We start from the raw sequence: 21,551 nt of genomic DNA on the forward strand, positions 1-21,551 counted from the left end.
GCCCGACCGTGCGGGGGTTATCAGTCCGAACTGGATCACCGGCGTGGCGGATACGGCTTACCCGCCAAGACCCCCCTTCTCACTCACCGTAATTGCCCGAAATGCACGGGTCACCTCGGCATGTCACTGTTCTTCCCGAGGGGCTTCTTCCGAAGGGCATCTCCCGGAGGGTCCTTCACCGGGGGGCTGATCCCAACTGGAGGAACACCACCATGGGTAAGAACAAGAACCGCGATCGCAAGCAGCAGCAGGAGCGGCGTCAGGAGCGCGGCATGGCCGACCGCCCCGCCGACCAGCAGTCCTCGATGGACACGCAGTCGCAGGCGATGCGGTCGGAGGGCGCCCCCTCGACGCCGCGCAAGGACCGGCAGAAGAGCTTCGGCCACAACTGACGCACCGCGCACCGGCGCTGGGCCACCGCGGTGGCAGGCCGTGTGACATGGCCCCAGGGGCGCGCCCGACACGGGCGCGCCCCTTGTGCGTTCTCGCCGGAGCCGCCGCTTTCGTCCTTCGTCAGGGCCGGGCGGTCATTGCCTCCGCCAGGGCCGGGCGGCCGCGGCATACGTCAACGCCAGGCGGCCGCGGCATACGTCAGGGCCGGGCGGTCACCCCGCCAGGCAGGACGCCCCCAACAGCACCTTGAGATCGCCGAAGAGGGCCGGGTCGGCGGTGACGCGGTGCCGGTCGAGCCGCAGCACGGTGGTCTTCCGCGCCCCCTGGAGCTTGATCCGCACCTCGGTGGAGCCGCGGTGGTGGGTGAGCACCTCGCCCAGCTTCTCGACCAGCGGCGGGGTGACCTTGACCGTGGGAATGGTGATCGTCACGGGCGCGTTGGCGCCCGCCTCGGACAGATCGGGGACCATCAGCTCCATGGCGACCAGCCGGGGCACGTCCTCACGCTTGTCCAGCCGTCCCTTGACGAAGACGACCACGTCCTCGATCAGCTGGGTGGAGACCAGCTGATAGGTGGCCGGGAAGAACATGCACTCGATGGAGCCTGCCAGGTCTTCCACGGTGGCGATGGCCCAGGCGTTGCCCTGTTTGGTCATCTTGCGCTGGAGACCGGAGATGATGCCGCCGATGGTGACGATCGCGCCGTCCGCGTGTTCACCGCCGGTGAGCGCGGAGATCGCGGCATCCGCCTTCTCGTTCAGCACATGCTCGATGCCGAACAGCGGATGGTCGGAGACATACAGGCCCAGCATCTCCCGCTCCTGGGCCAGCAGATAGCTCTTGTCCCATTCGACGTCCGCGAACTCGACGTCGAGCCCGAAGCCCGGCCCGTCGCCCTCCCCGCTGTCGCCGCCCATGCCGCCGAAGAGGTCGAACTGCCCCTCGGCCTCCTTGCGCTTCACCGCGACCACATTGTCGATCAGGGCTTCGTAGTGCGCCGTGAGCCCCTTCCGGGTGTGGCCCATCTCGTCGAAGGCGCCCGCCTTGATCAGCGATTCGGTGGTGCGCTTGTTGCAGACGACCGCCTCGACCTTGTCCAGGTAGTCCGGGAACGAGGTGTACTTCCCCTTGGCCTTGCGGCCGCGGATGATCGCCTCCACCACGTTCTGACCGACGTTACGGACCGCCGTGAGACCGAAGAGGATCACATCATCACCCTGGGCGGTGAAGTTGGCCTCGGACTCATTGACGTTCGGCGGCAGCACCTTGATGCCCATGCGGCGGCATTCGTTCAGATAGACCGCCGACTTGTCCTTGTCGTCGCGGACCGAGGTGAGCAGCGCCGCCATGTACTCGGCGGGGTAGTTGGCCTTGAGGTACGCGGTCCAGTAGGTGACCAGGCCGTACGCGGAGGAGTGCGCCTTGTTGAACGCGTATCCGGCGAACGGGACCAGCACGTCCCACACCGCCTGGATGGCCTGGTCGGAGTAGCCGCGCTCGCGGCAGCCCTTCTGGAAGGGCACGAACTCCTTGTCGAGGACCTCCTGCTTCTTCTTGCCCATCGCGCGGCGCAGCAGGTCGGCCTGTCCTAGCGAGTAGCCCGCGAGCACCTGGGCGGCCTTCTGCACCTGCTCCTGGTACACGATGAGGCCGTAGGTGATGCCCAGGACCTCCTTGAGCGGCTCCTCCAGCTCGGGGTGGATCGGGGTGATCTCCTGCTGGCCGTTCTTCCGCAGCGCGTAGTTGATATGCGAGTTCATGCCCATCGGGCCCGGCCGGTAGAGGGCCGAGACGGCGGAAATGTCCTCGAAGTGGTCGGGCTTCATCATGCGCAGCAGGGAACGCATGGGGCCGCCGTCGAACTGGAAGACGCCCAGAGTGTCACCGCGGCACAGCAGTTCGAAGGTCTTGGGGTCGTCCAGGGACAGATCGAGCATCTTCAGGTCGACGCCCTTGTTGGCGCGCACCATCTTGACGGCGTCGTCCATGATGGTGAGGTTGCGCAGCCCCAGGAAGTCCATCTTCAGCAGGCCGAGCGACTCACAGGTGGGGTAGTCCCACTGGGTCACGACCTGGCCGTCGTTCTTCGGCGAGAAGACGGGCACATGGTCGGTGACCGTCTCGCTGGACATGATCACGCCGGCCGCGTGCACGCCCATCTGCCGGACCAGGCCCTCGATTCCGCGCGCGGTGTCGATGACCTTCTTCACATCCGGCTCGTTCTCGTACATCCCGCGCACCTCGCCCGCCTCGCTGTAGCGGGGGTGCTTCTCGTCGGTGATACCGGAGAGCGGGATGCCCTTGCCGAGGACGTCGGCGGGCATGGCCTTGGTGATGCGGTCGCCCATCGCGTACGGATAGCCGAGCACCCGGGCGGAGTCCTTGATGGCGTTCTTGGCCTTGATGGTGCCGTAGGTGCCGATCTGGGCGACCTTGTCGGCACCGTATTTCTCGGTCACGTACCGGATGACCTCACCGCGCCTGCGCTCGTCGAAGTCGATGTCGACATCCGGCATGGAGACGCGCTCGGGGTTGAGGAACCGCTCGAAGATCAGCCCGTGCTCGACCGGGTCGAGGTCGGTGATGCCCATCGCGTACGAGACGATCGAACCGGCCGCGGAGCCTCGGCCGGGGCCGACCGCGATGCCGTTGTTCTTGGCCCACATGATGAAGTCGGCGACCACGAGGAAGTAGCCCGGGAACCCCATCTGGATGATGACGTCCATCTCGTACTCGGCGAGCTTCTGACGGTCCTCGGGGACGCCGCCGGGGAAGCGGCGGGCCATCCCCTTGCGGACCTCCTCCTGGAACCAGGTGACTTCGGTGTACCCCTCGGGCACGTCGAACCGCGGCATCAGGTCGCGCTTCTCGAACCATCCGGTGGCGTCGATCTGCTCGGCGACCAGCAGGGTGTTGGCACACCCCTGCTGCCAGGCGTCGGAGGAGTCGATGGCGTACATCTCCTCCGTCGACTTGAGGTAGTAGCCGGTGCCGTCGAAGCGGAAGCGGTCGGGGTCGGAGAGGTTCTTGCCGGTCTGGACGCACAGCAGCGCGTCGTGCGCCACGGACTCGCGGGAGTAGGTGTAGTGCGAGTCATTGGTGACCAGCGGCGGGATGTCCAGCTTCTTGCCGATCTCCAGCAGCCCGTCCCGGACCCGGCGCTCGATCTCGATGCCGTGGTCCATCAGCTCCAGGAAGTACCGCTCCTTGCCGAAGATGTCCTGGTACTCGGAGGCGGCCTTGAGGGCCTCGTCGAACTGGCCGAGCCGCAGCCGGGTCTGGAGCTCGCCCGAGGGGCAGCCGGTGGAGGCGATCAGGCCCTCGGACCACTGGGCGATGGTCTCCTTGTCCATCCGCGGCCACTTGACGAAGTAGCCCTCCATATAGGCGTCCGAGGAGAGCCGGAAGAGGTTGTGCAGACCGGTCTTGTTCGACGCCCAGATGGTCTTGTGGGTGTAACCACCGGAACCGGAGACGTCATCGCGCTTCTGGTGCGGCTGGCCCCACTGCACCCGCCGCTTGTAGCGCCGCGACTCGGGGGCCACATACGCCTCGATGCCGATGATCGGGGTGATCCCCGCGCCCGTCGCCTGCTGATAGAAGTCGTACGCGCCGTGGAGGTTGCCATGGTCGGTCATGGCGATGTGGGTCATGCCCATCTCGTTGCACGCGTTGAACATGTCCTTGAGCCGCGCCGCACCGTCCAGCAGCGAGTACTGGGTATGGACATGCAGGTGCGTGAAGGGCGGCTTGGTCACGGTGGAAGACCTCCGGCGAACAATCGATGACTGCGGGGCGAGACAGCTCCGAAGGTTACCCCTCCGCACTGACAAGAGCCGGGCACTCACGAGTAGCCTCAGGCGTTGATCCCGACGGGTCATCCGGTCTTCCCACGCACCCGGCGAGACGGAACATACCCTGTCGTATCTGCCCCACCGATCACTTCTCCCATGCCCCAGGAGGCGTTCCGCGATGTCGACCCAGCAGACCCAGGCGGAACAGCGCGGCGAGCACATCCTCGCCGTATTCGACACCGCCTTCGGCGAGCTGCTCGCCGCCGACCCGGCCGCCTTCCGCGTCAAGTTCCGGAAGATGGCCGCCTCGGCGTTCGCGTTCTACCGCGGCACCGCATGCCTGTTCTATTCCGATGTGGAGCGGGAGCGCTCCGGCGGGCCGTACCTCGACGACCGCACCAGCCGGGTGTGGATCCACGGCGACCTCCACGCCGAGAACTTCGGCACCTACATGGACGCCAACGGCCGGCTGATCTTCAATGTGAACGACTTCGACGAGGCGTACGTCGGCCCCTTCACCTGGGACCTCAAGCGCTTCGCCGCCTCCGTGGCGCTCATCGGCTACACCAAGGCGCTCAGCGACGAGAAGATCACCGAGCTGGTGCGGACGTACGCCGGCGCCTACCGCGAGCGCGTCCACGCCCTGGCCACCGGCGCCAAGAACGACGAGGTGCCGCCCTTCACCCTGGAGACCGCGGAGGGCCCGCTGCTGGACGCGCTGCGTGACGCCCGCTCGCTGACCCGCTTCGGGCTGCTGGACTCGATGACCGAGATCCGCGACTTCGAGCGCCGCTTCGCGGCCGGCGGCGGGTCCATCGAGCTGGACGCGGCCACCCGCTACAAGGTCCTGGCCGCCTTCGACGGCTATCTGGAGACGCTCCCCGAATCCAGTCTCTCGCGCCCGGACTCCTACCGCGTCAAGGACGTGGTGGGCCGCCGGGGCATCGGCATCGGCAGCGCCGGGCTCCCCTCGTACAACATCCTTCTGGAGGGCAACAGCGACGCCCTGGAGAACGATGTGGTGATCTACATGAAGCAGGGGCAGACCCCGGCGGTCTCCCGGCACATCACCGATGAGCAGGTGCGGTCGTACTTCCACCACGAGGGCCACCGCACCGTGATCTCCCAGCGCGCGCTCCAGGCCCACGCCGACCCGTGGCTGGGCTGGACCGAGCTGGACGGGGCGGGGCAGCTGGTCGCCGAGGTGTCGCCGTACGCGGTGGACCTGGACTGGTCCGACATCGACGACCCGGCCGAGATCGCGGCGGTCGTGGCCGACCTGGGCCGGGCCACGGCCACCATGCACGCGGCCGCGGACGACCAGAGCGGCCACTCGCTGGTGCCGTTCTCCACCGAGCGCGCCATCGACGCGGTGATCGCCGCCGACGAGGACGGCTTCGCCGAGCTCCTGGTGGACTTCGCGCACTCTTACGGTGCCCGCGCCCGCGCCGACCACCAGATCTTCGTGGACCTCTTCCGCAACGGCCGCATCCCCGGCCTCTGATCGCCTCCTCCCCGGGAGCGTCCGTCCCCCGGGGCCGTTGATCGTCACCCCGGCCATGGCCGGGGGGCGCTCGCCCCCCTATCGTTGTCTGTCATGTGGCCTGGACAGCAGCCGCCGGGGGGCGAGCGAGACCCGCAGCAGAATCCGTACCAGCAGCCGGGTCATCCGCCGCCCCCGGATCAGCCTCCGGGCTTCCCGCCCGCTCCCCCGCCGCCCCAGGGCCCGCCGCCCGGCCCGGATGGCGGGCCCTGGGGCGGCGCGCCAGGACCGGCGGACCGGCAGCGCAACGGCGGCCTTACGGCCGTCATCGCGGTGGCGGCCGCCGCCGCGGTGTTCGCGGGCGTTCTCGTGTTCACGGATGACGACAAGGGCTCCGGGGGCGGCTCGTCGGACGCTGTCGTCCAGGGCCCGCCGGGCTCCGACGGCTCGGGCGGTTCCGACGGCTCGGGCGGCTCCGGCGGTTCCGGGGACCCGGACGGCTCCGGGGGCGGCTCGGAGAGCTCGGGAGATCTCGTCACGCCCGCCCACAGCTCCGGGCCGAGCGGTACCACCGTGGTGATCGGCGAGGCCGATGCCAAGCACACCCTCGACGTCTACGAGGATCTGCGCTGCCCGCCGTGCGCCTCCTTCGACCAGTCGGTCGGGCCGACCATCGCCAAGGACATCAAGGCAGGCAAGTACAAGGTTTCGTTCCACTTCGCCGCCATCCTCGACGAGACCATGGGCGGCAACGGCTCCGCGAACGCCCTGAGCGCCCTCGGGGCGGCACTGGACGTGAGCACCGACGCCTTCCTCGACTACAAGGCCGCCCTGATGTCGCCGAAGAACCACCCCGAGGAGAGCAAGGACTCCTACGCCGACGACAACCAGCTGATGGCCGTCTCCCAGGAGGTGTACGCGCTCAAGACGAACGCCTCCTTCCGGGAGGCTCTGCGCGAGGGCACCTACGACCCCTGGGCGAAGAAGATGATCGCCGACTACGACGCCTCCGGGGTGAGCGGCACCCCCACCGTCAAGCTCGACGGCTCCCAGCTGACCGGCAGCGGCGGCTCCACCCCCGCGACCGCGACGGAGTTCACGGACGCGGTGAACAAGCAGCTCAAGGGGTGAACCAGCAGGTCAAGGGGTGAACCAGCAGGTCAGGCGGGTAGCCGACGGCCAGGCCGACTCTTCACATGGTCCCTACAGCCGTTCATGGCAGAATTCGAAGTCATGGACGGCACCGGACCGCAGCTGAGGGCAGTGCGCGCGGCGCTCTTCACGGCGCTGTGCGTCACGCTGTCCTCGGCTTCGCATGTCCTGCTGTCACGGGCCCCGCTGCCGCTGGGCACCGTCGGCGCGCTCGCGGTGGCCGTCTTCGCCGTCGCGTACGCCCTCGCGGGCCGGGAGCGGGGCTTCTGGTCCATAGCGGCCCTGATGATCCCCCTGGAGCTGGCCGCCGACACGATCTTCACCACCGGCCAGCAGGCGTGTTATGGAGAGTCCGGCGGCCCGGTGGCGGGCTCCCTGCGCTCCATGGGGGTCACCGTGCTGTGTGGCGGGGGCGACCTCGGCGGTCCGCTGCCCGGCGTCTCCCAGAACGGCGTCGCCACCCCGCTGGCGGCCGCCGTGAGCTCCGCCACCCCCTGGCTGCTGCTCGCCGCGCATATCGCGGTGGGTCTGATCGCCGCGGCCTGGCTGCGGCGCGGCGAGGCCGCCCTGAGCCGTCTGCTGGTCTCCCTGGCCGCCTTCGCCTTCCGACCGCTGCTGCTGGCCGTCGCGGTCCATACGGCGGCCCTGCTGCCCCGCCGCCGGGCCCCCCGGCCCGTACGGCCGGTGCGCCCGGCACCGGCGCTCCCTCTCCTCGTGCACTCCGTGGTGCGTCGTGGACCGCCCCGCTCGGCCGCTGCCTGAGCACAGCGCTCCACACCCCCGTACGCATCACTGACGACGCACACCCACGGAGATCGAACCATCATGAGCAATCGCAACAGCCAGCAGAACAAGCAGGCCGCGCGCGAACGGCTGCGCGCCGAGCGCGAGCGCCAGGCGAAGAAGGACCGGATGCGGCGCCAGCTGTTCGTCGGCGGCGCGGTCGTCGCGGTCCTCGCGATAGCCGGCGGCATCGGCTACGCCGTCACCAACATGAACTCGGACAACGCCAACCAGAAATGGCGGGCGGCGGCCGAGAAGAAGACGTTCGCCAAGCCCGCCAACACCACCGGCCCCCAGGGCACGACGATCGTCATCGGCGACAAGAAGGCCAAGAACACCCTGCACGTCTACGAGGACATGCGCTGCCCGGTCTGTGCCCAGTTCGAGAAGTACACCGGCCCGACCGTCCTCAAGGACATCAAGGACGGCACCTACAAGGCGCAGTTCACCATGGGCACCTTCCTCGACGACAACAAGCAGCAGCCCGGCGCCGGGTCGAAGAACGCGCTGAGCGCGCTCGGCGCGGCCCTCGACGTCAGCCCGCAGGCGTTCCTGGACTACAAGGAGGCGCTGTACGCGCCGAAGAACCACCCGGAGGAGACCGATGACGCCTTCGCGAACGACCAGAAGCTGATCGACGTCGCCCAGCAGGTCAAGGAGCTGAAGGGCAACACGGCATTCGAGAAGGCCGTGAAGAACGGCACCTACGACCGGTGGGCGCTGGCCATGTCCAAGACGTTCAACGACACCAAGGACATCACCGGCACCCCGTCCTTCAAGCTGAACGGGAAGAAGCTGCAGGTGGGCGACAACCCGCCGATGACCCCGGACCAGTTCACCCCGCTCGTCAAGCAGGAGCTCAAGAAGTAACGTCCGGCCCATCCCCGCCGGGTCGGCGGGCGTGCCCCAGGGCGCGCCCGCCGACGGCGTTATGGCCCGATGCCGCCAGTGACCTGGCGGCGACGGGTGGGCGAACATCCCCCAAGCCCTCTGTCTCCGCGGGCTACTTGTCAGTAATCTCCTCGGCCGTGACCGACCTCCACATATCGCGCCGAAGCACCGTCACGGCCGCGGCGGCCGCCGCCGCCCTGCTGCCCCTCGTACCGGGCCCCGCCGCCCACGCCGCCTCCGGGCCCGCCTTCCTCCACGGCGTCGCCTCGGGCGACCCGCTGCCCGACGGGATCCTGCTGTGGACCCGTATCACGCCCGCCCCCGACGCCGCGCCCGGCTCGGGGCTCGGCCCCGCCGTCGAGGTGACCTGGGAGGTCGCCGAGGACCAGGACTTCCGCTCGGTCGTCGCCCGCGGCACCGTCAAGGCCGCCGCCGACACCGACCACACCGTCAAGGCCGATGTGCGCGGGCTGCGGCCCGCCACCGGCTACTTCTACCGCTTCGGCGTGGACGGCGGCGTCCGCTCCCCCGTGGGGCGCACCCGCACCGCCCCCGCGCACGACGCGGCGACCGAGGGGGCGCGTTTCGGCGTGGTCTCCTGCGCCAACTGGGAGGCGGGCTGGTTCTCCCCGTACCGCCATCTGGCCGCCCGCACCGACCTGGACGCGATACTCCATCTGGGCGACTACATCTACGAGTACCAGAGCGGCGAGTACCCGGAGGCCAAATACGTCGTGCGCCCGCACGCCCCCACCCACGAGATCGTCACGCTCGCCGACTACCGCGTCCGGCACGGGAACTACAAGACCGACCCCGACGCCCAGGCCCTGCACGCCGCGCTCCCCCTGATCGCGATCTGGGACGACCACGAGTTCGCCAACGACGCCTGGTCCGGCGGGGCGGAGAACCACACGCCCGGCACCGAGGGGGCGTGGGCCCAGCGGGTGGCCGCCGCCAAGCAGGCGTACTTCGAGTGGATGCCGGTGCGCCCCTCCACCCAGGGCACCACCTACCGGCGGCTGCGCTACGGCAACCTCGCCGATCTCCACCTGCTCGATCTGCGTTCGTTCCGCTCCCGGCAGGCGGCCACCGGCAGCGGGGACGTGGACGACCCGGAGCGCACCCTGACCGGGCGTGCCCAGCTCGACTGGCTGAAGTCGGGCCTGACCGCCTCGGACACCACCTGGCGGCTGGTGGGCAACTCGGTGATGATCTCACCGGTCGCCTTCGGGGCCCTCCCCGCCGAGCTGCTGGGCCCGCTGGCCGAGCTGCTGGGGCTGCCCAGGGGCGGGCTGGCCATCAACACCGACCAGTGGGACGGCTATACGGACGACCGGCGCGAGCTGCTCGCCCACCTCACCGACCACGGGATCGGCAACACGGTCTTCCTCACCGGTGACATCCATATGGCGTGGGCCAACGACGTACCGGTAAAGGCCGCCACCTATCCGCTCTCCCGGTCGGCCGCGACCGAGTTCGTGGTCACCTCGGTGACCTCGGACAACCTCGACGATCTGCTGCATGTGGCGCCGCAGACGGTGTCCCTGGCGGCGGCCGCCGCGATCAGGGCCGCCAACCGCCATGTGAAGTGGGTGGACATGGACTCGCACGGCTACGGCGTGCTCGATGTCACCCCGCGACGGTCCCAGATGGACTACTACACCGTCTCCGACCGGACCGATCCGCACGCCACGAGCGCCTGGACGCGGTCGTACCGCACCCAGGCGGGCAGCCAGAAGGTCGAGCGCGCCGACGCGCCCGTGCGCTGAAGGCTCACCCATGCCTTGAGGCTCGCCCGCGTGCCAAAGGCTCACCCATGCGTTGAGGCTCGCCCGCGCGCCAAAGGCTCAGAGGCTCGCCAGGAAGCCGAGCGCCACCCGCCAGGTGGCCTCGGCGGCCTCCTTGTCGTAGTCCGGCAGCTCGGGGTCGGTGAAGATGTGCCCGGCCCCGCCGTAGCGGAAGACCTCCACGTCGGCACCGGCCCGCCGCATCCGCAGATACCAGGCGTTGAGCCAGTCGTGCGGCTCGAACGGGTCGGGGTCGGCCACATGCAGCTGCACCGGCAGGTCGTCGGCCGCGGCGTCGTCGGCGATGTCCGAGGTGCCGTGCAGCAGGAGCAGGCCGCGCGCCCTGTCGTCGGCCAGTGCCAGGTTCTGCGCCAGGGAGCCGCCGAGCGAGAACCCGGCGTAGACCAGCCCGCGGTCCGAGTACGGCGCGGCGGCGGTGACGGCCCGTTTCAGCAGCTCGTCGCGGCCGATCCGCTCCTTGATCACCATGCCGTCCTCGACGGTCTCGGCGGTCTCCCCCTCGTACAGGTCCGGCACGACCACCTCATGCCCGGCCGCCCGCAGCCGGTCGGCCGCCTCGTGCACGGCGGGCCGCAGCCCGTACGAGGAGTGGAACAGCACAATCGTCGAGGTATCGGCCACCGCCGTCACTTTCCTTCCCGTTTCACTTTCCGTGGATCAGCCCCTCCTATCGTGCCAGTCACAGTCTGAGGACGCCGGATCCGGGGAAGGCGGGACAGGACACCCTGGAGTCTCCCCTGAGGAAGGATGAGGTAGGTGTCCATGGAGGACGTGCTGCGTCCGCTCATCGTCATCGGCGGCTCACTGGCCATCACGCTGTTCATCGGCTGGGCCGTCGACTGGCTGCTGCGGAGGGTCGATGCCCGGCATCCCGAGACCCCCCTGTGGGGTCATCTGCGCCGCTGCCGGCTCCCTCTTCAGGTGACCGTGTGCACGGCGTTGCTGAGCGGTTCGTACGACAAGACCGAGGCGAGGGTGGTCCAGGAGCACGGGTCGGCGATCGGCCAGTTGCTCGCGCTGGTGCTCATCGCGGCCACGGCGTGGCTCATGGTGCGGGTCTCCTCGGCCGTGGTGGAGTCCTCCTACTTCCGCTACGCCTCCTCCAGCGCGCACGACCCCGCGCGGGTGCGCCGGGTGCGTACCCAGGTGACGCTGATCCAGCGGGTGGTGGCCGCGATCGTCGGCGTGGTGGCGGCCTCCGCAATGCTGCTGACCTTCCCGACGATGCGCACGGTCGGCACCTCCATGCTGGCCTCCGCCGGGATCCTCGGGGTGGTCGCCGGGGTGGCCGCCCAGTCCACGCTGGGGAACCTCTTCGCGGGGCTGCAGATCGCCTTCGGCGACATGGTGCGGATCGGCGACACGGTGGTCGTGGACGGCGAGTGGGGCACGGTCGAGGAGATCACGCTGACCTTCCTGTCCGTACGGACCTGGGACGAGCGCCGGATCACCATGCCGGTGTCGTACTTCACCAACAAGCCGTTCGAGAACTGGTCGCGGGGCGGCACCCAGAAGGTGGCCACGGTCTACTTCCACCTGGACCACACCGCGCCGATCGAGGAGATGCGGGAACATCTGCGCGAGATCGTGCAGAAGTCCCCGGCCTGGGACGGCCGGGACTGGAACCTGGTGGTGACGGACACCACCCCGAGCACCATCATGGTGCGGGCGCTCATCACGGCGCGGGACCCGGACGACGCGTGGACCGTGCGGTGTGAGGTGCGCGAGAAGATGATCACCTGGCTGCGGGACGCCCATCCGTACGCCCTGCCGCGCATCGCCACCGCTCCGGCCGCCCAGGCCCCGCAGGCGCTGCTGGAGAGCGAACGTCGGCGAGAGCGCCAGGATCATTTCGCCCGCTTCGAGGACGGGCTGCGCAAGGACGCCCGGCACTCGCGGTGAGCCCGGCGGCCCGCCGCTACAACGACCGTCGCATCGCCCGGTGCGGAATGCCGCTGCCCTCGTCGAACTCGGGGCCGAACGCCTCGTAGCCCAGCCGCTCGTAGAAGCCGAGCGCATGGGTCTGGGACTCCAGATAGACCTCGGCCAGACCGCGCCGGCGGGCCTCCGCCTCGACGGCCCGGACCAGATCGGCCCCCAGCCCCGTGCCCCGCGCCGCCCCGGCCACCGCGAGGCGGCCGAGCACGGCGGTGGTGGCGCCGTCGACACCGGCGTGACCGTACTTCTTGTCCGCGGCCGCGCCGTGCAGGAAGCGGACGGTGCCGACCGGGCGGCCCCCGTCGCCGGTGGCCAGGAGGTGGACGGCGTGCGCGTCGTACGCGTCCATCTCCTCCGCCTCGGGGATCCGCTGCTCCACTACGAAGACCTCGCGGCGGACCGCGAAGCAGCCGGACAGGTCCCCGTCGGTCACGACCTCGATCACGCGCTCTCCGCCTTCACGATGTCCAGCGCCCCGCGCAGATCGTCCGGGTAAACGCTCTCGAACTCGACCCATCCGCCGTGCGCGGGGTGCTCGAAGCCGAGCCGCACGGCGTGCAGCCACTGCCGGGTCAGCTTCAGCCGCTTGGCGAGCGTCGGGTCCGCGCCATAGGTGAGGTCGCCGACGCAGGGGTGGCGGTGGGCCGCCATGTGCACCCGGATCTGGTGGGTGCGGCCGGTCTCCAGCTTGATGTCCAGCAGGCTCGCGGCCCGGAACGCCTCGATGAGGTCGTAGTGGGTGACGCTCGGCTTGCCGTCCGCGGTCACCGCCCACTTGTAGTCGTGCTGGGGATGGCGGCCGATCGGGGCGTCGATGGTGCCGCTCAGCGGGTCCGGGTGGCCCTGGACCAGCGCGTGGTAGCGCTTGTCCACGGTGCGCTCGCGGAACTGCTGCTTGAGCACGGAGTACGCGAGCTCGGACTTGGCGACGACCATCAGCCCGGAGGTGCCGACGTCCAGCCGGTGCACGATCCCCTGGCGCTCGGCGGCGCCCGAGGTGGCGACACGGAAACCGGCGGCGGCGAGCCCGCCGATCACGGTGGGGCCGGTCCAGCCGGGGCTGGGGTGGGCCGCGACGCCGACCGGCTTGGAGACGACCACGATGTCCTCGTCGTCGTGCACGATGTCCATGCCCTCGACGGGTTCGGCGACGATCCGCACCGGCGGCGCGGCCTGCGGCATCTCGACCTCGAGCCAGGCACCCCCGGAGACCCGGTCGGACTTCCCGGCGACACTGCCGTCGAGCTGCACCTTTCCGGCGGCGGCCAGCTCGGCCGCCTTGGTCCGGGAGAAACCGAACATGCGGGCGATGGCGGCATCGACGCGCTCGCCCTCCAGACCGTCCGGTACGGGCAGGGTGCGGATCTCGGGAATCGTACTCACCCGACGAGTATGCCGGACCGGGAGCACCGGTTCGTACGCCCGTCGGATACCGGCCGCCCGGCCCCTTCCAGGGCCGGACCGGTGTCGGCCCTGGTCAGTCCTTGTCAGTCGCGTTAGTCCCTGTCAGCCGCGTCAGTCCTTGTGCACCGTGCCGTCCGGGTCCAGACCGCGGAAGGACAGGATCACGATCAGGAAGCCACCGCACACGATGGCCGAGTCGGCGAGGTTGAAGACCGCGAAGTGGGAGGGCGCGATGAAGTCGACGACCGCCCCCTGGAAATCCCCGGGCGCCCGGAAGATCCGGTCGGTGAGATTGCCGAAGGCGCCGCCGAGCAGCAGCCCGAGCGCGATGGCCCAGGGCAGGCTGTGGAGCTTGCGGGCCAGTCGCGCGATCACCACGATGACGCCGACCGCGATCACCGTGAAGACGATGGTCATGGCCTCGCCGAAGCCGAACGCGGCCCCCCGGTTGCGGATCACCTCGAACTGCAGCCAGGTGCCGATCACCTCGACCGGAGCGTGGTGCTCCAGCTTCGCGACCACGGCCAGCTTGCTGCTCAGATCGATCAGATAGGCCAGCGCCGCGACCACGAGGAGCACCCCGACACGCCGCTTCCCCCTGCCCGCCTCGGCCTCACCGGATCCGGCGGCGCTGGTCCCGGCGCCCCCCTCTGCCTTCCCCGCGTCCGGCGTACCGATGGCCTGCTCCGCCTCTGTCACGTGAGTCCCTCAACCTCGTGAGTCTGTCTCCCCCTGTGAGGGACGAGGGTACGGCACACACGTACGGCCGTCAGCGCCGCTCCTGGCGCTGCTTGCACTCCACACACAGCGTGGCCCGGGGGAACGCCTGCATCCGCGCCTTGCCGATCGGGTTGCCGCAGCTCTCGCACAGTCCGTACGTCCCGGTGTCCAGCCGATCCAGGGCGCGCTCGGACTGGAGCAGCATCTCGCGGGCGTTTCCGGTCAGGGCCATCTCATGCTCGCGGGTGATGTTCTTGGTGCCGGTGTCGGCCTGGTCGTCGCCCGCGCCGTCGCCGGAATCACGCATCAGCCCGGTGATCGCCTCCTCGGAGGCGAGGATCTCGGTGCGCAGCCGGCCGGCCTCGGCCAGCAGCCCGGCGCGCGCCTGGTCCACCTCCTCGGCCGACCAGGGGTCCTCACCCGGGCGGACCGCGAGCTCGCTGGGGTCGACGGGGGCGCCGGCCGCACGGGCCTTGGGCAGGGGCGGCGCGGTCGTCGTGGCCTTCTTGCCGTTCGGCGCACCACCCGAGGTCTTCTTCGCAACCACTTTCCTGGCTCCCGTCTTCTTCGCGGGCACCGCCTTGTCGGCGGGCGCGGCCTTCTTGGCGGGCGTCTCCGACTTCTTCTTCGGTGCGCTCTTCTTCGCCGCCTTGGCGGCGTCTTGCGCGGCGGCCCTGCCGGGGGCCGCGGTCTTGTTGACGGCCTTCTTGCCCGAGGCGTTCTTCTTGCCGGGCGCGGCCTTCGTCGCCTTCGCCGTGCTCTTCTGCACGGTGGTCTTTCTCGCCACCATGGCCGCGGCCCCTTCACATATTGTGATCTTGCGCGCGAATCGTTCCGGAACGATAAATCGACTCCGGGCGGGCGGCAACGGGGCACGCCGCCCGATTCGCCCGGCTTGCCCGTACGACAACCCGGTCTCCACCGTTGTGCCCCACTCCGCCTCCGGTAATCCGTCCGGGATCCGGCACCCGGGGGTGACCCAGCGTGACGACCCTGATCGCGGCCCCCGGCGTCCGGCCAATCGGGTCAGTCCCCGGGCCCGGCCGTCCCCCGTCCGGCGCAGTGCCGCAGTGGTGACCGAGCGGTGCCATATTCGGTCGGCCCCGGTCTCCTCGGCCCCGTACACTGGGCGCAGCGAAAGGCGTGGATGGGGACGAGTAGCGTCGTAGGCGGCCAAGAGCGACCCGGGGACGGTGTGAGCCCGGGGGCGAGCGCGATGTGAAGGATCACCCCGGAGCCGCCGGAAGAACGCCCGCCCCGGGCCAGTAGAACCGGCATCGCGATCCCAATGAGGGGGCCGGGAGCCAGCCGCTGCCGGTCAAGGAGGGTGGTACCGCGGGAGCGCACGGCTCTCGTCCCTCCGACGGAAACGGAAGAGCACGTGTCCGCCGGAGGAAGAAGAGCCCCGATGACGCCGCAGTACCGCCAGGTGCCCGCCCAGGTCGACCTGCCCGCCCTCGAGCACGCCGTGCTCGACTTCTGGCGGGAGAACAAGATCTTCGCCCGTAGCCTCGATCAGTCCGAGGGGCGGCCCGAGTGGGTCTTCTACGAGGGCCCCCCGACCGCGAACGGCATGCCGGGCGCCCACCACATCGAGGCCCGCGTCTTCAAGGACGTCTTCCCCCGATTCCGCACCATGCGGGGCTACCACGTGGACCGTAAGGCGGGCTGGGACTGCCACGGCCTGCCGGTCGAGCTGGCGGTCGAGAAGGAGCTGGGCTTCAACGGCAAGAAGGACATCGAGGCGTACGGCATCGCCGAGTTCAACGCCAAGTGCCGGGAGTCCGTCACCCGGCACACCGACGCCTTCGCCGAGCTCACCACCCGGATGGGGTTCTGGACCGACCTCGACGGCGCGTACTGGACCATGAACCCCGGGTACATCGAGTCCGTGTGGTGGTCCCTCAAGGAGATCTTCGACAAGGGGCTGCTGGTCCAGGACCACCGGGTGGCCCCCTGGTGCCCGCGCTGCGGCACCGGGCTGTCCGACCACGAGCTCGCCCAGGGCTATGAGACGGTCGTCGACCCCTCGGTCTTCGTACGCTTCCCGCTGACCTCCGGCCCGCTGGCGGGCGAGGCGGCGCTGCTGGTGTGGACGACCACGCCGTGGACCCTGGTCTCCAACACCGCCGTGGCCGCGCATCCGGAGGTGCGCTATGTGGTCACCACCAACGGCGAGGAGAAGCTGGTCGTCGCCGAGCCGCTGGTCGAGAAGGCGCTCGGCGAGGGCTGGACGGTCACCGGCGAGTCCTTCACCGGGGCCGAGATGGAGCGCTGGACCTATCGGCGCCCCTTCGACCTGGTGGAGATCCCCGACGCCCACTTCGTCGTCAACGCCGGCTATGTGACGACCGAGGACGGCACCGGTCTGGTCCACCAGTCCCCCGCCTTCGGTGAGGACGACCTGCTGACCTGCCGGGCCTACGGGCTGCCGGTGGTCAACCCGGTCCGCCCGGACGGCACCTTCGAGGAGGGCCTGGACCTGGTCGGCGGCCAGTTCTTCAAGAAGGCCGACGAGGCGCTGACGGCGGACCTCAAGGAGCGCGGGCTGCTGTTCCGGCATGTGCCGTACGAGCACAGCTACCCGCACTGCTGGCGCTGCCATACGGCGCTGCTCTACTACGCCCAGCCGTCCTGGTACATCCGCACCACCGCGATCAAGGACGCGCTGCTGCGGGAGAACGAGAAGACCAACTGGTATCCCGAGTCGGTCAAGACCGGTCGCTATGGCGACTGGCTCAATAACAACATCGACTGGGCGCTGTCGCGGAACCGCTACTGGGGCACCCCGCTGCCCATCTGGCGCTGCGCCGAGTCCCATCTCACCTGCGTCGGCTCCCTCGCCGAGCTCTCCGAGCTGACCGGCACCGACCAGAGCGGTCTGGACCCGCACCGGCCGTACATCGACGCGGTCACCTTCACCTGCGCCGCCGACGGCTGCTCGCTGACGGCCGAGCGGGTGCCCGAGGTCATCGACGCCTGGTACGACTCGGGCTCCATGCCGTTCGCCCAGTACGGCTACCCATACCGCAACAAGGAGCTCTTCGAGCGGCGCTACCCGGCGCAGTTCATCTCCGAGGCCATCGACCAGACCCGCGGCTGGTTCTACACACTGATGGCGGTCGGCACGCTCGTCTTCGACAAGTCCTCGTACGAGAACGTGGTCTGCCTCGGTCACATCCTGGCCGAGGACGGCCGAAAGATGTCCAAGCACCTGGGCAACATCCTTCAGCCGATCCCGCTGATGGATCAGCACGGCGCGGACGCGGTGCGCTGGTTCATGGCCGCGGGCGGCTCGCCGTGGGCGGCCCGCCGGGTGGGCCACGGCACCATCCAGGAGGTCGTGCGCAAGACACTGCTCACCTACTGGAACACCGTCGCCTTCCAGGCGCTGTACGCCCGCACCTCGGGCTGGGCGCCGTCGGCAACCGACCCGGCCCCGGCCGAGCGGCCGCTGCTGGACCGCTGGCTGCTGGGTGAGCTGGGCACGCTCACCGAGCAGGTCACCGAGTCCCTGGAGGCGTACGACACCCAGCGCGCCGGAAAGCTGCTGTCGGCGTTCGTCGACGACCTGTCCAACTGGTATGTGCGCCGCTCGCGCCGCCGCTTCTGGCAGGGCGACGCGGCCGCGATGCGCACCCTGCACGACGTCATCGAGACGGTCACCCGGCTGATGGCGCCCCTGGTGCCCTTCATCACCGAGCGGGTCTGGCAGGACCTGGTCGTCCCGGTGAGCCCGCAGGCCCCGGCCTCCGTGCACCTGACCACCTGGCCGGAGCCGGACCGGTCGATGATCGACCCGGCGCTCTCGGAGCGGATGGCGCTCGTGCGGCGCCTGGTGGAGCTGGGGCGCGCGACCCGCGCGGAGTCCGGTGTGAAGACGCGCCAGCCGCTGTCGCGCGCGCTGGTCGCCGCCTCCGGCTTCGAAACCCTCGGCGCCGAACTGCGCGCCCAGATCGAGGAGGAGCTGAACGTCTCCTCGCTCGCGTCGCTGAGCGAGGTGGGCGGCTCGCTGGTCGACACGACCGCGAAGGCCAACTTCCGCGCCCTGGGCAAGCGCTTCGGCAAGGGCACCCAGCCGGTCGCCAAGGCGATCGCGGAGGCCGACGCCGCCGCGCTGTCGGTCGCGCTGCGCGAGGGGAACGCGTCGGTCGTGGTGGACGGCGAGCCGGTCGCCCTCTCCCCCGACGAGGTCATCATCACCGAGACCCCGCGCGAGGGCTGGTCCGTCGCCTCCGACGCGGGCGCCACGGTCGCCCTCGACCTGGAGATCACCCCGGAGCTGCGGCGCGCGGGTCTCGCCCGTGACGCGATCCGGCTGATCCAGGAGGCCCGTAAGAACAGCGGGCTGGATGTGGCGGACCGGATCGCGCTGCGGTGGCAGTCGGCCGACGAGGAGCTCCGCCAGGCCCTCGCCGACCACGCCGAGCTGATCGCGGACGAGGTCCTCGCGACCGACTTCGCCTCCGGCGACGGGGAGGAAGGCTACGGCGACCAGTTCACCGACGCCCCGCTGGGCCTCACCTTCCGCCTCCGCAAGGTGTAACCCCGGCCGGGGGTTTGTCCCCCACCCCGCCCCTTCCCGAACCAGGGGCTCCGCCCCTGAACCCCGGACGCCCTTCGGGCGTGTCCTCAATCGCCGGACGGGCTGAATTCAGCCCGTCCGGCGATTGAGGACCGGGGTCCGGGGCGGAGCCCCGCCACGCGGCGGAGCCGCATATCGATGCTGCGGGAAGGGGCGGGTAGGGGAAAAGCCTCCGCGGGCCGCGCGCATGGCAAAGGGCCGGGTCCCAGGAGGAAACTCCTGGGACCCGGCCCTTGCGATTGCCGAACGCTCCGCGCTTACGCGCCCCGCGTCAGTTGTCGTCCTCGTCGATGAGGAAGCCCCGCATCGGGCTGGGCGCCTGCTGCATCGGCTGCGGACTCTGCGGCCGCACCGGTGCCATCGGCTGGGTCATCGCGGGAGACATCTGCTGCTGGCCACCGTAGGACGGCGCTCCACCGTTCTGGTTGTGGCCGCCCATGGACTGGTTGCCGCCCATCGTGTGGCCGCCCATCGTGCCGGCGCCGGCCGAGGCCATGGAGCCGCTCATCGAGGGGGACGGCGGCAGCGAGGCGGTCGCCGGGGTACGCGGCGGGGCGAGCGAGTCGTCGGCCTGGTTCTCCAGCTGGCGCAGCTGGCTCTCCAGGTACGACTTCAGCCGCGTGCGGTACTCGCGCTCGAAGCCGCGCAGATCCTCGACCTTGCGCTCGAGCGTGGCACGAGCGGACTCCAGGGAGCCCATCGCGACACGGTGCTTCTCCTGCGCGTCCCGCTCCAGCGCGTCGGCCTTGGCGCGGGCGTCCCGCTCCAGGCCCTCGGCGCGGCTACGGGCCTCGCCGACGATCTTGTTGGCCTCGGAACGGGCCTCCGCGATCGCCTGGTCGGCGGTCTGCTGCGCGAGCGAGAGCACGCGCGCGGCGCTGTCGCCACCCGGGCCCTGCCCAGGCTGCGGCAGCTGCGGGCCACCGGGGCCGCCAGGACCGCCGGGGCCACCCGGGCCACCGGGACCGCCCATCGGGCCACCCATGGGGCCGCCGGGACCCATGGGTCCGTTCTGGCCCATCGGGCCGGGCCCGCCCTGCTGCATCGGGCCAGGGCCGCCCTGCTGCATCGGTCCGGGGCCACCCTGCTGCATCGGCCCGGGGCCGTTCTGGCCCATCGGGCCGGCCGGCAGCTGCGGGGCTCCGCCCGGGAGTTGGGGCGGGCCACCCATCTGCTGCTGGCCGGGCGGCACCGGCTGCGGCGGTCCAGATATGGCGGCGGGCACAGGTGCGCCCGGCCGCTCCTGCTGTTCGGGAGGCTTGCGCATGCCTTGTTGCTGGCTCTGGGCCGCGGCACGTGTCGCGGCGGCCAGCTTGGCGCGCAGGTCTTCGTTCTCCCGCAACAGCCGGGTCAGTTCGGCTTCGACCTCGTCGAGGAAGGCATCGACCTCGTCCTCGTCATAGCCTTCTCGGAGGCGGACGGTCGTGAACTGCTTGTTCCGCACGTCCTCGGGGGTCAACGGCATCTCTACTTCACCTCAACGTAGTCGTCGGCAATCGGCAAGACCGTATCGTTCACACCCTGCTCGCAAAATTGCTCACGACGGTGATCAGGATCCAGACGATGATCATCAGCACGAAGAAGGACAGGTCGAGCGCCACACCCCCGAGACGCAACGGCGGAATGAACCGCCGCAGCAGCTTGAGTGGCGGATCGGTCACAGTGTAGGTGGCCTCGAGGATGACCACCATCGCCCTACCGGGTTGCCACGAGCGCGCGAACTGGAAGACGTAGTCCATCACGAGCCTGAAGATCAGCACGATCAGGTAGCAGTAGAGCGCGATGTAGATCACCTGTAGTGCGATGCCCATCCCGCGCGTCCCTCTCCCCTGGTTCGTACTCGGCCTTTCGGCCTCGGATGACTCGGTGTTGCCGGTTTGCCGTTATTGCGTCTCAGCTCTGGTTGAAGAACCCGCCCTCTGCGATACGGGCCTTGTCCTCCGCCGTGACATCGACGTTAGCAGGAGACAACAGGAACACCTTCTGCGTCACCCGCTCAATGCTCCCATGGAGACCGAACACCAGACCGGCCGCAAAGTCGACAAGTCGCTTCGCATCCGTGTCGTCCATCTCCGTCAGATTCATGATCACGGGAGTGCCCTCACGGAAGTGTTCCCCGATAGTACGGGCCTCGTTGTAGGTCCGGGGGTGCAGTGTGGTGATGCGGTACGGCTCCCGCTCGGACACGACCTTGGGCATGATCACTGGCGCGTTCTTCTCCAAGTTCTGACGTTCAGGTGTGATGGACGCCACGGGGGCAATTCGCGCGGGTCGCCCGGTTTCCACCGCAAGTGGGGCCGGTTCGCGTTGTGCGGGAGGGTGGACGACTCGCACAGATTCGCCCCTTTCCGGCCGCGGTTCGGTCTCCACTACCTGATGCCGCCGACGGTCCCGCTCGGGCTCCGGCTCGGGCTCGAACTCGTCGTCGGGGTCGAATCCCCGGCCGTCGTACCCATCGTCCTCCACGAGGCCGAGGTAGACCGCCATCTTGCGCATCGCGCCGGCCATTTTCTGCGTCCTCCGCTCTGTGGTGGATCGGCTCCGCCACCGGATGCCATGGATCCACGTGGCCCGCCCGTCTTTTGACGGGAATGACCATA

The 21,551-nt window shown here is 69.7% G+C and carries 17 protein-coding genes; 8 read left to right on the forward strand and 9 right to left on the reverse strand.

The window, feature by feature from the left end:
* The first annotated feature begins 212 nt into the window (after nucleotides 1-212).
* Complete coding sequence (locus J2Z30_RS01265) at nucleotides 213-392, forward strand: hypothetical protein (protein WP_044576941.1); 180 nt, start codon at nucleotides 213-215, stop codon at nucleotides 390-392.
* A gap of 213 nt (nucleotides 393-605) precedes the next feature.
* Here the strand turns inward: J2Z30_RS01265 and dnaE are convergent, their stop codons facing one another.
* On the reverse strand, nucleotides 606-4,151 hold the full coding sequence (gene dnaE / locus J2Z30_RS01270; RefSeq protein ID WP_044576937.1) for a DNA polymerase III subunit alpha: 3,546 nt from the start codon (nucleotides 4,149-4,151) through the stop codon (nucleotides 606-608).
* 214 nt (nucleotides 4,152-4,365) lie between these two features.
* On the opposite strand from dnaE, the gene J2Z30_RS01275 reads away from it, so the two are divergent.
* The 5 genes from J2Z30_RS01275 (at nucleotide 4,366) to J2Z30_RS01295 (ending at nucleotide 10,265) form a co-directional block, all read left to right on the forward strand.
* Nucleotides 4,366-5,691 (forward strand): DUF2252 domain-containing protein, encoded by a 1,326-nt coding sequence (locus J2Z30_RS01275; protein WP_044576934.1) that lies wholly within the window; start codon nucleotides 4,366-4,368, stop codon nucleotides 5,689-5,691.
* Between the two features lie 93 nt (nucleotides 5,692-5,784).
* A complete protein-coding gene (locus J2Z30_RS01280) occupies nucleotides 5,785-6,801 on the forward strand; it encodes a thioredoxin domain-containing protein (protein WP_078956960.1) in 1,017 nt (338 codons plus the stop codon).
* Between the two features lie 84 nt (nucleotides 6,802-6,885).
* Nucleotides 6,886-7,584, forward strand: a complete 699-nt coding sequence (locus tag J2Z30_RS01285) for a hypothetical protein (protein WP_078956959.1) — start codon at nucleotides 6,886-6,888, stop codon at nucleotides 7,582-7,584.
* Between the two features lie 63 nt (nucleotides 7,585-7,647).
* On the forward strand, nucleotides 7,648-8,475 hold the full coding sequence (locus tag J2Z30_RS01290; RefSeq protein ID WP_044576928.1) for a thioredoxin domain-containing protein: 828 nt from the start codon (nucleotides 7,648-7,650) through the stop codon (nucleotides 8,473-8,475).
* 158 nt (nucleotides 8,476-8,633) lie between these two features.
* A complete protein-coding gene (locus J2Z30_RS01295; RefSeq protein ID WP_044576925.1) occupies nucleotides 8,634-10,265 on the forward strand; it encodes an alkaline phosphatase D family protein in 1,632 nt (543 codons plus the stop codon).
* Nucleotides 10,266-10,343: 78 nt separating this feature from the next.
* On the opposite strand, the gene J2Z30_RS01300 is transcribed toward J2Z30_RS01295, so the two are convergent.
* A complete protein-coding gene (locus J2Z30_RS01300) occupies nucleotides 10,344-10,934 on the reverse strand; it encodes a dienelactone hydrolase family protein (protein ID WP_044576922.1) in 591 nt (196 codons plus the stop codon).
* Nucleotides 10,935-11,066: 132 nt separating this feature from the next.
* Here J2Z30_RS01300 and J2Z30_RS01305 point away from each other — a divergent pair, with 132 nt between their 5' ends.
* A complete protein-coding gene (locus J2Z30_RS01305) occupies nucleotides 11,067-12,206 on the forward strand; it encodes a mechanosensitive ion channel family protein (protein WP_044576919.1) in 1,140 nt (379 codons plus the stop codon).
* Nucleotides 12,207-12,222: 16 nt separating this feature from the next.
* Here J2Z30_RS01305 and J2Z30_RS01310 read toward each other — a convergent pair whose 3' ends face one another.
* The 4 genes from J2Z30_RS01310 to J2Z30_RS01325 form a co-directional block, all read right to left on the reverse strand.
* Complete coding sequence (locus tag J2Z30_RS01310; RefSeq protein WP_044576916.1) at nucleotides 12,223-12,687, reverse strand: GNAT family N-acetyltransferase; 465 nt, start codon at nucleotides 12,685-12,687, stop codon at nucleotides 12,223-12,225.
* Entirely contained in the window at nucleotides 12,684-13,625 is a 942-nt protein-coding gene (locus J2Z30_RS01315) for an RluA family pseudouridine synthase (protein ID WP_044576913.1), read from the reverse strand. Before J2Z30_RS01315 ends, J2Z30_RS01310 begins: the two co-directional genes overlap by 4 nt.
* A gap of 132 nt (nucleotides 13,626-13,757) precedes the next feature.
* Nucleotides 13,758-14,345 carry a signal peptidase II gene (gene lspA / locus J2Z30_RS01320; protein ID WP_044576910.1) on the reverse strand — a complete coding sequence of 196 codons (588 nt, stop codon included), beginning with the start codon at nucleotides 14,343-14,345 and terminating at the stop codon, nucleotides 13,758-13,760.
* A gap of 70 nt (nucleotides 14,346-14,415) precedes the next feature.
* Complete coding sequence (locus J2Z30_RS01325) at nucleotides 14,416-15,156, reverse strand: TraR/DksA family transcriptional regulator (RefSeq protein ID WP_044576908.1); 741 nt, start codon at nucleotides 15,154-15,156, stop codon at nucleotides 14,416-14,418.
* Nucleotides 15,157-15,774: 618 nt separating this feature from the next.
* Between J2Z30_RS01325 and ileS the strand changes: the two genes are divergently transcribed.
* Nucleotides 15,775-18,912: an isoleucine--tRNA ligase gene (ileS, locus tag J2Z30_RS01330; protein ID WP_044576907.1), complete on the forward strand. Its 3,138-nt coding sequence runs from the start codon at nucleotides 15,775-15,777 to the stop codon at nucleotides 18,910-18,912.
* A 310-nt stretch (nucleotides 18,913-19,222) separates the two neighbouring features.
* Here the strand turns inward: ileS and J2Z30_RS01335 are convergent, their stop codons facing one another.
* From J2Z30_RS01335 to J2Z30_RS01345, 3 genes are all read right to left on the reverse strand, one after another.
* The gene (locus J2Z30_RS01335) at nucleotides 19,223-20,416 is read right to left on the reverse strand and encodes a DivIVA domain-containing protein (protein WP_044576905.1); all 1,194 of its coding nucleotides are present in this window, start codon (nucleotides 20,414-20,416) and stop codon (nucleotides 19,223-19,225) included.
* A gap of 49 nt (nucleotides 20,417-20,465) precedes the next feature.
* Entirely contained in the window at nucleotides 20,466-20,762 is a 297-nt protein-coding gene (locus tag J2Z30_RS01340; RefSeq protein ID WP_014060001.1) for a YggT family protein, read from the reverse strand.
* Between the two features lie 82 nt (nucleotides 20,763-20,844).
* Complete coding sequence (locus tag J2Z30_RS01345; RefSeq protein WP_020872079.1) at nucleotides 20,845-21,459, reverse strand: cell division protein SepF; 615 nt, start codon at nucleotides 21,457-21,459, stop codon at nucleotides 20,845-20,847.
* Nucleotides 21,460-21,551 lie beyond the last annotated feature (92 nt).

The organism is Streptomyces iranensis (assembly GCF_017874715.1).
GTDB lineage: Bacteria > Actinomycetota > Actinomycetes > Streptomycetales > Streptomycetaceae > Streptomyces > Streptomyces iranensis.

Excerpts from the sequence above, each read along its gene's own strand:
- J2Z30_RS01325 (WP_044576908.1), bottom strand. The coding sequence starts at position 15,156 with ATGGTGGCGAGAAAGACCACCGTGCAGAAGAGCACGGCGAAGGCGACG.
- J2Z30_RS01340 (WP_014060001.1), bottom strand. The coding sequence starts at position 20,762 with ATGGGCATCGCACTACAGGTGATCTACATCGCGCTCTACTGCTACCTG.
- J2Z30_RS01275 (WP_044576934.1), top strand. The coding sequence starts at position 4,366 with ATGTCGACCCAGCAGACCCAGGCGGAACAGCGCGGCGAGCACATCCTC.
- J2Z30_RS01305 (WP_044576919.1), top strand. The coding sequence starts at position 11,067 with ATGGAGGACGTGCTGCGTCCGCTCATCGTCATCGGCGGCTCACTGGCC.
- J2Z30_RS01335 (WP_044576905.1), bottom strand. The coding sequence starts at position 20,416 with ATGCCGTTGACCCCCGAGGACGTGCGGAACAAGCAGTTCACGACCGTC.
- J2Z30_RS01280 (WP_078956960.1), top strand. The coding sequence starts at position 5,785 with ATGTGGCCTGGACAGCAGCCGCCGGGGGGCGAGCGAGACCCGCAGCAG.
- J2Z30_RS01265 (WP_044576941.1), top strand. The coding sequence starts at position 213 with ATGGGTAAGAACAAGAACCGCGATCGCAAGCAGCAGCAGGAGCGGCGT.
- J2Z30_RS01345 (WP_020872079.1), bottom strand. The coding sequence starts at position 21,459 with ATGGCCGGCGCGATGCGCAAGATGGCGGTCTACCTCGGCCTCGTGGAG.
- J2Z30_RS01290 (WP_044576928.1), top strand. The coding sequence starts at position 7,648 with ATGAGCAATCGCAACAGCCAGCAGAACAAGCAGGCCGCGCGCGAACGG.
- J2Z30_RS01285 (WP_078956959.1), top strand. The coding sequence starts at position 6,886 with ATGGCAGAATTCGAAGTCATGGACGGCACCGGACCGCAGCTGAGGGCA.
- ileS (WP_044576907.1), top strand. The coding sequence starts at position 15,775 with ATGACGCCGCAGTACCGCCAGGTGCCCGCCCAGGTCGACCTGCCCGCC.